This is a genomic window from Streptomyces sp. NPDC111507 (assembly GCF_055638955.1).
This window is the reverse complement of record NZ_JBVKBU010000024.1, coordinates 101,641-111,305: the sequence shown is the minus strand read 5'-3', so window position 1 is coordinate 111,305 and position 9,665 is coordinate 101,641. Positions and strand designations below refer to the sequence as shown.

The 9,665-nt window shown below is 66.1% G+C and carries 13 protein-coding genes and 1 pseudogene; 8 read left to right on the top strand and 6 right to left on the bottom strand.

Annotation, left to right across the window (positions count from 1 at the left end):
• Nucleotides 1–195 precede the first annotated feature (195 nt).
• Nucleotides 196–831 carry a hypothetical protein gene (locus ACZ7M2_RS48180; RefSeq protein ID WP_471600677.1) on the top strand — a complete coding sequence of 212 codons (636 nt, stop codon included), beginning with the start codon at nt 196–198 and terminating at the stop codon, nt 829–831.
• Nucleotides 831–1,187 (top strand): hypothetical protein, encoded by a 357-nt coding sequence (locus ACZ7M2_RS48175; protein ID WP_471600676.1) that lies wholly within the window; start codon nt 831–833, stop codon nt 1,185–1,187. Before ACZ7M2_RS48180 ends, ACZ7M2_RS48175 begins: the two co-directional genes overlap by 1 nt.
• Before the next feature lie 172 nt (nt 1,188–1,359).
• Here ACZ7M2_RS48175 and ACZ7M2_RS48170 read toward each other — a convergent pair whose 3' ends face one another.
• Nucleotides 1,360–1,815 carry a zeta toxin family protein gene (locus ACZ7M2_RS48170; protein ID WP_471600680.1) on the bottom strand — a complete coding sequence of 152 codons (456 nt, stop codon included), beginning with the start codon at nt 1,813–1,815 and terminating at the stop codon, nt 1,360–1,362.
• Between ACZ7M2_RS48170 and ACZ7M2_RS48165 the strand changes: the two genes are divergently transcribed.
• The 3 genes and pseudogenes from ACZ7M2_RS48165 to ACZ7M2_RS48155 all read left to right on the top strand — a co-directional run.
• A complete protein-coding gene (locus ACZ7M2_RS48165) occupies nt 1,768–2,673 on the top strand; it encodes an RHS repeat-associated core domain-containing protein (protein ID WP_471600675.1) in 906 nt (301 codons plus the stop codon). The genes ACZ7M2_RS48170 and ACZ7M2_RS48165 overlap by 48 nt on opposite strands.
• Before the next feature lie 430 nt (nt 2,674–3,103).
• Complete coding sequence (locus tag ACZ7M2_RS48160; RefSeq protein WP_471600674.1) at nt 3,104–3,439, top strand: tyrosine-type recombinase/integrase; 336 nt, start codon at nt 3,104–3,106, stop codon at nt 3,437–3,439.
• Nucleotides 3,440–4,087: 648 nt separating this feature from the next.
• Nucleotides 4,088–4,354 (top strand): annotated as a pseudogene (locus ACZ7M2_RS48155) (ATP-binding protein); the annotation flags it as partial.
• A 67-nt stretch (nt 4,355–4,421) separates the two neighbouring features.
• On the opposite strand, the gene ACZ7M2_RS48150 reads toward ACZ7M2_RS48155, so the two are convergent.
• Entirely contained in the window at nt 4,422–4,790 is a 369-nt protein-coding gene (locus ACZ7M2_RS48150) for a GNAT family N-acetyltransferase (protein WP_471600673.1), read from the bottom strand.
• 473 nt (nt 4,791–5,263) lie between these two features.
• Here ACZ7M2_RS48150 and ACZ7M2_RS48145 point away from each other — a divergent pair, with 473 nt between their 5' ends.
• The gene (locus ACZ7M2_RS48145; RefSeq protein ID WP_471600672.1) at nt 5,264–5,500 is read left to right on the top strand and encodes a hypothetical protein; all 237 of its coding nucleotides are present in this window, start codon (nt 5,264–5,266) and stop codon (nt 5,498–5,500) included.
• A gap of 130 nt (nt 5,501–5,630) precedes the next feature.
• On the opposite strand, the gene ACZ7M2_RS48140 is transcribed toward ACZ7M2_RS48145, so the two are convergent.
• The 4 genes from ACZ7M2_RS48140 to ACZ7M2_RS48125 all read right to left on the bottom strand — a co-directional run bounded on the left by ACZ7M2_RS48140 (nt 5,631) and on the right by ACZ7M2_RS48125 (nt 7,631).
• The gene (locus ACZ7M2_RS48140) at nt 5,631–6,080 is read right to left on the bottom strand and encodes a hypothetical protein (RefSeq protein ID WP_471600671.1); all 450 of its coding nucleotides are present in this window, start codon (nt 6,078–6,080) and stop codon (nt 5,631–5,633) included.
• A 233-nt stretch (nt 6,081–6,313) separates the two neighbouring features.
• Nucleotides 6,314–6,805: a hypothetical protein gene (locus ACZ7M2_RS48135; protein WP_471600670.1), complete on the bottom strand. Its 492-nt coding sequence runs from the start codon at nt 6,803–6,805 to the stop codon at nt 6,314–6,316.
• Nucleotides 6,802–7,329 carry an RNA polymerase sigma factor gene (locus tag ACZ7M2_RS48130; RefSeq protein ID WP_471600669.1) on the bottom strand — a complete coding sequence of 176 codons (528 nt, stop codon included), beginning with the start codon at nt 7,327–7,329 and terminating at the stop codon, nt 6,802–6,804. Before ACZ7M2_RS48130 ends, ACZ7M2_RS48135 begins: the two co-directional genes overlap by 4 nt.
• A 26-nt stretch (nt 7,330–7,355) precedes the next feature.
• Nucleotides 7,356–7,631, bottom strand: a complete 276-nt coding sequence (locus tag ACZ7M2_RS48125) for a hypothetical protein (RefSeq protein ID WP_471600668.1) — start codon at nt 7,629–7,631, stop codon at nt 7,356–7,358.
• Nucleotides 7,632–8,331: 700 nt separating this feature from the next.
• Between ACZ7M2_RS48125 and ACZ7M2_RS48120 the strand changes: the two genes are divergently transcribed.
• Together ACZ7M2_RS48120 and ACZ7M2_RS48115 are read left to right on the top strand one after the other, a co-directional pair.
• Nucleotides 8,332–9,051, top strand: a complete 720-nt coding sequence (locus tag ACZ7M2_RS48120) for an IS6 family transposase (RefSeq protein ID WP_471600667.1) — start codon at nt 8,332–8,334, stop codon at nt 9,049–9,051.
• A gap of 67 nt (nt 9,052–9,118) precedes the next feature.
• Nucleotides 9,119–9,394, top strand: a complete 276-nt coding sequence (locus tag ACZ7M2_RS48115; RefSeq protein ID WP_471600666.1) for a site-specific integrase — start codon at nt 9,119–9,121, stop codon at nt 9,392–9,394.
• Nucleotides 9,395–9,665 lie beyond the last annotated feature (271 nt).

The following is a 9,665-nucleotide window of genomic DNA, read 5'->3' as shown; positions in this document are numbered from 1 at the left end:
TCCACCAACTGCGCGGCCATGTCCCGATCCAGCTCGGCTGCTCTCGCCAACTCAGCCCCCGTTCGTACGATGCTCTCGCGGGGCGACTCGCCCTTAAACCCCATCGGTGATCCTTCCCGGCAGAGGACGCACCTCATGCCATATGGGTCACACCAGGGCATACGCAATCTTTAGGACAGTCCCGACCCGGTCCCTGTGAAGAAGTTCGGTCTCACAAACATCCTGAGTCATGTGGCCGGCTTCGCCGACGGCATGATGGCGGCCACCGACCTCATAAATCCGCCTTGCTGGATCATCTCAGATTTCTGCCATTATCACCCCGAGGCAACCGATAAACTGGCGGCTTGGGCGGGGGCGGATACTGACTCGAGTCTCTACGAGGCGGGAAGGAACAACGGTTTCCTGGGCGGCACGCTGGCCATCGGCGGAAGATTTTCGATAGAAGATGGCGAAAACGGCGCAGCGGGCGCGAGCCGGGCGGCCAAGGGGGCTGACAGCGCAGAGAACGTGGTGAACGGCATCCGTCTGAAAGATGCACTCCGGTGGGAATCGGCCGGTTCGCTGTTCAACAAGGATGGGTCACTCACGGAGGAGGCAATAAAGAACTCTGTTAGGATTCAACGCGGGAGCCAGATGAAGAATGCCAAGGTGACGAAACTGTTCGAGGACCGGGGAGGCGTGGGGCAGTGGGGTAAGTACTCGACCGAGAGACATCAAGCTCCTAATGGAATAAATTTCGAGGCCCACTTCTACATGAACCAACAAACTGGCGAAGTTCTCGTTTATGACTATAAGGTGAAGTTCCCTAGTGTGATCGGGGGTGGCCAGTAGTGAGGATTCGCTTTAAGGGAACTAGTGAGTACTCTATCCCGATCACCCAGGGGGCCAGCCGACTCCGGGAAGGTCGTGAGTATTCGGTTCTGGAGGTCTTCTCGATAGCCGACGGTGAGAACTTGTTCCGGTTCGAGACTGTCCGTGACGAGACGCCCGGACTCTACGACTCCCGGCTCTTCGAGGTGGTCGACGGCCGTATTCCGCCCCATTGGGTCATCTCCGTGAAGACGCGAGGTGAAATCACTTTGGGCCCTTCAGGATGGGGGGCACCGGGTTTCTGGGACGCATTCTTCGACGGAGAGCCGTGGGCGACCACTCTCTATCAATCCGAAAAGAACAAATCCCTTGAGTGAATCTTCGGTGCCGCTCGCTGAAAACGAATTTCCCGACACCGCACAGAGCTGACGCACCGCCGCCGTCGGGCGGCACCGCACGGGACAGGGCCCGGACCGCGACGCGCGGTCCGGGCCCTGCTGCCGTACCGGGCGGCCGATCCCGCTCAGCTCTCGGCCGACCACCCGCGTCTCAGCTGACCACCCAGGGCAGCCGCAGATTCGGCACCCGCTCCGCCCGCAGCACCCGCTCAGCAGCCGGGCAGCGCCTCCAAGTGCCCTGGGGGGTGAGCTCGTTGGTAGAGATCAGTGCCGTCGCGCCGTACGACGGTGACGCGGTCGGCGAGCTGCTCGGTCTCGATGACGGCCAGCGTGGCGAGCAGCCCTTCGCGCAGGTGTCGTGGTTCTCCCACGACACGTACCGCCCGCCGCCGTCGGCGGTCTCGGTGAGGTAGCGGTCCACGATCCAGAGCTGACTCAGGGCCTCCGCGGTGGCCAGCGCTACCACCTCGATCCGGTGGCCGGCGGCCCGGTAGGCGCGGAAGTCGTCGGGGTCGGCGAGCGCGGACTCCACTACAGCGTCAAAGCCCATCGCGCGCACGTGGGCTTCGACGGCGGCCTGCCAGCGCGCGGTGTCGGGACGGACCAGGGCTCCGGCCGTACGGACGCCACCACACAGGCCGTCACACGCCGCTACACCAAGCCCTTCGGCGAAACCCGCGGCGCGACACCGCCGGCCTGGCCCGACGACAAGGGCTTCCTCGGCAAACCCACCGACGCCGACACCGGCCTCACCCACATCGGCGCCCGCGAGTACGACCCGGCCACCGGACGCTTCCTCTCCGTCGACCCCGTCCTCGCCCCCGACGACCACGAATCCCTCAACGGCTACACCTACGCCAACAACACCCCCGTCACCCTCGCCGACCCCACCGGACTCCGCCCCGACGGCATGTGCGGCGGTGCCTCCAGCTCCTGCAACGGTGGTACCGAGACCTGGACCAAGAGCAGGAACGGCTGGGACTGGAGCTACACCAAGACCTACCACTACAACTATCCCGACGGCTCGTCGTTGGCCCTCACCGTCAACACCACCCGCAGCCATGTGTCGTACAGGGTCCACTTCAAGACCGGCCCGAGCCCACTGCCGACTGTGAAGTACGGCAGCGGCGCACCGTCCACCGCGACACCCAGCCCCAGCCCGGGGACGGCTCCGGACCCCGACTACAAGGGGACCGCCACGGGACCATCGTGGGGCGTGGCCGGTGAGATCGCCCTGATGGCCAGCGGCTGGGTTCCCGTGGCCGGCGCCGGATGCGACGCCGCGGACCTGGGTCGCTCCGCCGTGGACGAGGACGCGCTCGGGGTCGGCCTCGGAGCGGCCGGCTTCATCCCGCTCGCGGGCGACGCCTGGGCCCCCGGAATCACCTTGAACCGTCGGTGCATGCCCGCCAGTTCCCGCGGCGTGATCCCCAGTTCCTCGGCGACCCTCGGACGGGCTTCCTGAACGTAGAGCTTGACCCGCTGGTAGTTGCCCGTGAACCCGTACTCCCTGGCCAGCCGCTCGTGGATGACCGCGGCCTTCATCAAGATCTCTGCCCGAAGCATCGAATCGATCAGCGGCGCGAACTCGTCGATCACCCTCACCAACGACCGCCCGTTCGTCGACCGCCGCGGCGGAGTCGCCGGACCGGCCCCGAGAGGTACTTGCGGACAGTCTTGCGGTCCAGCCCGGTCTCCCTGGAAATCTCCGACAGGCTCATCGCCCCGGACTCCAACAGGCCACGAAAACGCCGCAGTTCCAACCAGCGACGTGGATCCAAGACCACCGCCGCCCCCTTCGTCACCCACACCGACATGCAGCAGAGTGCCGAACACTGCCCCTCAACACGTCAAGAACTGGGGATGTTCATCCGTACGCGGGTGGGGACGTTCACGTGTACGCCGACAGGCGCCTCAGTCGCGACGCCGTCGCACAGCGCCTGAGCACCCACGCGCAGGCCGCCGCGCAAACTTGTCCGTCCCTGCTGGACAAGAGCATCCACCCGCACGTCCTGCGGCACAGTTGCGCCATGTCGCTGCTGCAGGCCGGTGTCGACACCACGGTCATCGCGCTCTGGCTCGGCCATGCCGGGGTCCGCTCCACCGACGCCTACGTCCACGCCGACATGACCATCAAGGAGAAGGCCCTCGCCCTCACCGCACCGGTCACCGCCCGCCCGGGCCGCTACCAACCCACGGACAAGATCCTCGCCTTCCTCGACCGCCTGTGACGTCGATCGGCCTGGCTGCGGGGTGAGCCCCGGCTCAATGCCATCGCAGTCAGTCCTCCCACGGCCACCGACTGAAATGCCACCAACGACCGCACGGTGAAACGGTGTGTCTCAAGGCCGGGTGATCGAGAATCCTGCTGTCCAGACGCCCGGCGATGCGGGCGAGCTCGCGCGCGGACTTCGAAGGCAGGGCATGTATGGCGATCTCCAGGAGCTCCCGCCATTCGTCCGGCTCCGGTGGACAGCATGACGGTTCACCGCAGCCGGTGCGAACGTCAGGCGAACGCCGTCGCGGAGTATGCGCCAACTCACTCCAGGCAGCCAGGGCTTTGCCCAGGTCACCGGGCGCGAAGCGAGTTCGCTCCAAACGGATGATCTCGGCCTGCGCCGAGCCAGAAACCTGACCGATCTTCGAGTATCGCCCACGCTCAACCGCGAACCTCCGGCGGACCGAGCGCAGGTCCGAAGGACGCCTACGCGGCATGGTCCTTTCGCTGCACTGTCATGGCACCAGTGTGTCAGAAGCCGAGCAGCCATTCAGCAGCAGAGCGCCGCGACTATGCCGAACAAGCAAACCCCTCACCGGTTGCAGCCAGCCACGCTGACACCCCGCTCGGCATAGGTCGATCTATGCCGATATCCGCATAGATTGATGAACTCGGCTACATGGAAATCGACCGCCACGGCGCCGAACTACTCTTCCAGGTCCTGACCGAACGCGAGGAAAAGAACAGCGTCGCCATCGCCTCCAACGAGTCCTTCGGCGGCTGGACCAAGACCTTCACCGACCCTCGCCTCTGCGCAGCCATCGTTGATCGCCTCACCTTCAACGGCACGATCATCGAGACCGGCACCGACTCCTACCGCCTCGCCAGCACCCGGGTACGCGCCGAGGAGCCCGCCAAGGCCAGCTGAGCCGGCGTCCGCGTCTCACCCATCGCGCTGGTCCTGTCGGCCTGAACAGCGGGCAGGCCCAGCGACATCACTGCTCGCCGTTCAGCAGCGAATACATGAACACGTCCCGCCTGTCGGCCCCCACCTGCTGCCAGCCCCGCAGCAGCCCCTCACGTTGGAACCCCGCGCGCTCGGCAGTGCGCACGGAACCGGTGTTCCACGGCTCGACATACAGCTCAAGCCGAGGAATCCGCAATTTGCTCAAGGCCCAGTCGGCGACGGCGCCGACCGAGGCCACGGCCGCCCCCTGCCCACGCGCCGACTCAACAACCCAGTAGCCCAACGATGCCCGGCCCTGCGCCAGGTCTTTCAGCCACAGCCCCACATTTCCGGCCGGCCGACCATCAGCGTTCACGATGACAAACGGATACCAGTCCTCGCGGTCGCCCGACCCCACTGCCGCTCGACGAACGCGACAGCTGCCGACTCTGAGTAGGGCGAGGGCACCGTCGTGATCAACGGGATGTAATCGTCCTCGGACGCTTCGCGGACAAGCTGAAGATCCGAAAGGCGCCACGGCCGAAGACTGAACCCCGCACCAGCAGCGAGTTCGGGCACGTCAAGTGGTTGCTCCATCCGCCCATCCTGCCGTGACACGAGACCGGCCGCACACAGGTATTCGCCCCCGTTCCGCGCTCTGCTTCCCCGCTGGAGCGACGAGCCGCGCTGGTCCCAGTGACGTCATTTCTCGTGAACATCCGCGAGCCGGCCGACCGCCAATCGCTGTTGAAACTCGTCGATAAACGCTGTCGCTGAACGTGAACGAAGCCACTGGAGAGGTTGCCGGAGGCGGTGGTGGTGACGGAGCAGGCGACGTCCTGTCCGATGTCCAGGAAGCGCAGGGCGTCCTCGGCAGCTGCGCTTGCCGAAGTGCTCTTCGAACTCGGCCCACTCCTCGAACGCGGTCACGTTCGCCCGCTCGCCAGCCTGGTTCGGTGTGCCGAGCGCTTCGGCGAGCCGGTCCGCGGCGATGCTGCCCGCGATCGGCTCGCGGGGAGTGCGGTCCGGATCGCGTCCGGGTCCCTCGCCTCCACGGCGGCGAAGGAGACCGTGAAGAAGGCGATGAAGAAGGCTCCGTCGAAGCACGCGACGAAACTGGGCGCATAGAGACAGGCCCGGCGGCGGCGCCGGGGGAGGGTAGTTCACGGTCTTCTGAACTGGGGCCCGCGGGCATGGCGGAGGGGCCGCACAGGCATCCTGTGCTGCCCCTCCGCTGTTGGTGTGTCGCGGTGTTGTGTCAGTCGCCGTGGTCGTCCTGGTGGGTCTTGCGGCGGTGGTGGTAGATCGTGAAGCAGATGCCGGTGGAGGTGGCGAAGACGCCTGCCAGTGCCGCGTAGACGGTGGCGAGCATGGAGGGGATCGTCAACTGCCAGATGGTGAGGCCGATGCAGGACAGGAAGGCGCCGACCAGCACGTAGCAGGTGATCTTCAGGGCGAGGAGCTGGCGGCGCCTGCGGCGTTCCGCGAGGAACTTGAGGAACTGCTGGGCGACCGAGTCGTCGTCCTTGGCCGTCGCCTGAGCCTCGTCCGGCGTGTCGGGTACGGCAGGGGCCACGGGCTCGGGCCGCGGGTTCGGCACGGCGGTGGTCTTCTTTGCCGGCCTCGCGGTCGTCTTCTTCGCCGTGGTCTTCTTGGCGGCCGCGGAGCTCGCGGTGGTCTTCTTGGGAGCGGTGCCGTTGGTCGACATGCGGGTCTGCCTTCGTGTTCAAGGGGTGCGGATGCGGGTGGTGCAGCGCGCTGGTGAGCGGGTGGGGGCCGGGCGCGCGGGGGTGTGATTTGTTCGTCAGGACCGGTTCGTGGTGGACAGTTGTGTGCAACCCTTGGACCGCGGTTGCTTTGCCCTCCTGTTGGCGGGTGAGGCGCCGGGTGCCGCCGCTCCGGGTTGTCGAGGCCATGGGAGCGGCGGCTTGCTGTGTGGTGTCACCTGCATAGAGCGGCGATGTAGCCCTGTTCTTCAGGAACGGTGTTGCCGCGGTCGGACGGGCTGATGGTGCTCTCCTTCGGGCGTGTACGGGTATGAAGGTCGATGTTCTGGTCGACGGTGTGGGTGCAGCTGCCCGCGGGGAGGCACGTGTGAGCTTCTGCGGCAGGTGTGGGCTTCGGGCCGGTGACGCGGTTGCGGAGTAGATGTCCCATGACGATCAGGCGGGTGATCGCTTCTCCGGACAGGTGCCGGAGAACGGCGAAGACGCGCGGCCCCGCGGCCCCGTTCTGGGGCACGGTGTCGAAGTAGCGGGCGGAGGACCACGGGGCGTCGTTGGGGGCGCCGCCGTTCGCCTGTCGCTTGATCTCGGCTTCGATGGCCTCGAAGTACGGGAGGTCGACGTCCTGCCACTGTTCCGGCGTTGGGGGCCGGACGTGTGTGATCGGGCGCGCCTTGAAGCGGTCCGACGTAAGGTGGTTGAAGGTCATTGCTTCTGGTTCCTCCTTGCGATCTCTACGTCGAAGAAGCTCTCCCTGAGCTCCTCCACCGGGACGCCGGTGGCCGCCCTCAACTGTTTCTTGGCCCGGGCCATGAGCTTGCTGGCCTGCCCCTCGCTGATGTTCAGCACCGAGGCGGTGTCCGCGTTCTTCCACCCATAGAAGGCGATCATCTGGAAGACCGCCCCCTCCTTCTCCGGCAGGTCGTCGACGGCAGCAAGCCAGGCCCGGAACTCGTCGTGGCCCTTCGTGAACTTGAAGCCGTACAGGACCTGGAGGGAGAGGAACTGGATCTCGGAGATGCCGCGGAGGTTCTCAAAACGCGGACGGTCATCGGCCGCGAGCTGCACGGCCACGTCCATCAGCTTTTCGTAGGCCTCCGTGTTGCTGACGTCCGCGGGAAGCTTCGGCAGGACCTGGGTGAAGGCGTCCATCGTGAAGCGGGTGATATTGCACCGCGGGTCGGCGAAGGCGTCGCAGAGCTCGAACCGCACTTGGTGAAACAGGCCGTGCATCAGTTCCCTGCGGCGCGACACGTCGATCAGGCCGTCGCCCTCCGGCCCGGTCTCCGCCTCCGGGGCCGCGTCGGCGTTGATGCCGGGCCCGTCCGCGTCGACCAGGTCGTCGACCTCCGGCTGCTCTCCGCCTCCAAGACCTCGTCGACCTCGTCGACCAGGTCGTCGACGATCGCCTCGTCCACCTTGGCGGCCAGGCCGGCGTCGCCGATCGCCGCGCTGACGGCCGGGGCGCCTTCAGTCGTGGTCTGGGAGGAGCTGTCCCCCTTCGGGGACGGACAGAGAGGAGGATTGGAACTCATCGCTCAAGGCCCTTCGGACAGTTGACGGCGCCCGTCGGCGCCTCGGTGCAGGAGATCGCAAGTTCTGCATCGATGACCCGCATCATCCGGCACGCCCGCTCAGACCCTTTCCTGATGGTCCGAGCGGCTGTCCGGTGACTCCCGACTCATGAACGGCAACGCATAGTGATCATGTTTGGGTAGGTCATCGCCCGAGGTCGCAGACGAAGAGGAGGTATCACCGAGGAGAACGGACCAGATGGTTCCGCCCGATCCTCTCGGGCGATGCGTCAACAGCCGCCGCTCTCATGGACGTTGAACGGTGCTGCCGCGCTGTCGAGAGTCGTCATCGTACAGACGCCCGCACGCGGTCCTTTCCAGGTCCCGCGGGTCCCCCGAACGAAGCCGTACGGTTCGAAAATAGACCGAACATGCTCGGCTTCGACCGAATCACTGTCCGATTCCGTGCCACTCTCACCAGCGCCGACCCCACCCCTGCGCGGCACCGGACCCCAGCAGACCCGCTCCCACCGTATCTCTGCCACGGACCATGGCGATACCGCAGGAACACCGATCAGTACGGCGGTCGCACCGCTGCTCAGGGGGCGCACAAGTACGGTCCCCACGCGCCCCTTTCGCACCGACTACGTAAAGAGGCGCTGTCACGTTGGCTGACCGGGTGGAATGATCTTCTGGTTGATCACGCTGGGAGGGGTCGTCCGTGGAAAGCGCGTCGCCGTCGTACAGGGGGTACCGGTACCCGGTCGAGGTGATCTCCCACTGCGTGTGGCTGTACTTCCGCTTCCCGTTGTCGTTCCGCGAGGTCGAGGAGCTGATGCTCGAGCGCGGCGTGATCGTTTCCTACGAAACGGTGCGGCGGTGGTGTGTGAAGTTCGGGCAGGCCTACGCCAAGGCGCTGCGCCGACGGCGGCCCCAGCCTGGCGACAAGTGGTATCTGGACGAGGTCTTCATCAAGATCAACGGCGAGCAGCGGTACCTGTGGCGGGCGGTCGACCAGGATGGCAACGTGCTCGACATCCTCGTGCAGAGCCGCCGGGACAAGGCCGCGGCCAGGCGCTTCTTCCGCACGCTGCTGAAGAAGACCGGTGCGGTGCCCCGCGTCATCGTCACGGACAAGCTCCGCTCCTACCGCGCTGCCCACCGCGAGGTCATGCCCTCCGTCGAGCACCGCTCCCACAAGGGCCTGAACAACCGGGCCGAGAACAGCCACCAGCCCACGAGGCAACGTGAACGCGCGATGAAAGGCTTCCGCTCCGCCGGCGGGGCACAACGATTCCTGTCCGCGTTCAGCGGGATCTCACCCCACTTCCGGCTCCGCCGCCACCTGATGAACGCCCCCTACCACCGAGCCGAGATGACCATCCGCTTCGCGATCTGGGAGCAGATCACCGGTGCCTCCCGCCTGCCCGCCGCACCCTGAGCGCAGGGGTCGGAACCCGGCCCCACCACGCTCCGACGCACGGTCAGAAGCTCACGCACCCAACAACGTGACAACGCCCCGCTGGCACACCCTCATAAAGGGCGGGCTCCAGCCCGAGTCCATCGACGACGTTGTCACCCGCGCCGGCGAACGCGCCGGAATCGAGATCCGGTTCACCGGCCACAGCCCCCGCCGCGGACTCGCGACGTCCTCCCGACTGAAGGGCCACGACCAGATCGTCATCGCCAAGCAGGGCGGATGGGCCCCGCACTCCAAGGTGCTCGCCGGCTACCTCGAAGTCGTCGACCAGTGGGAGGACAACGCCCTGATCGAAGTGCTGTAGACCTCCAAGTTCCAAGGTCAGCAAGTGGGAAGACGGACCATGGTTTCCGTCGACATGATGATCGGCATGCAGACGGAGACTTTGGTCGGGTTGATCAGTGGTCTGGGCGGTGCCGTCATCGGTGCCGGGGGTGCCCTGCTCGGCGGATGGCTTCAACGGGGGCATCAGACCGGGACCGCGTGTGAGCAGAGGGTTGATGTACTGGGAAGGGCTGGTTCCCCTTGTCTTCACACCCCCCGGTCATCCGGTCAGCGGTCCGTGACCGCTGCAG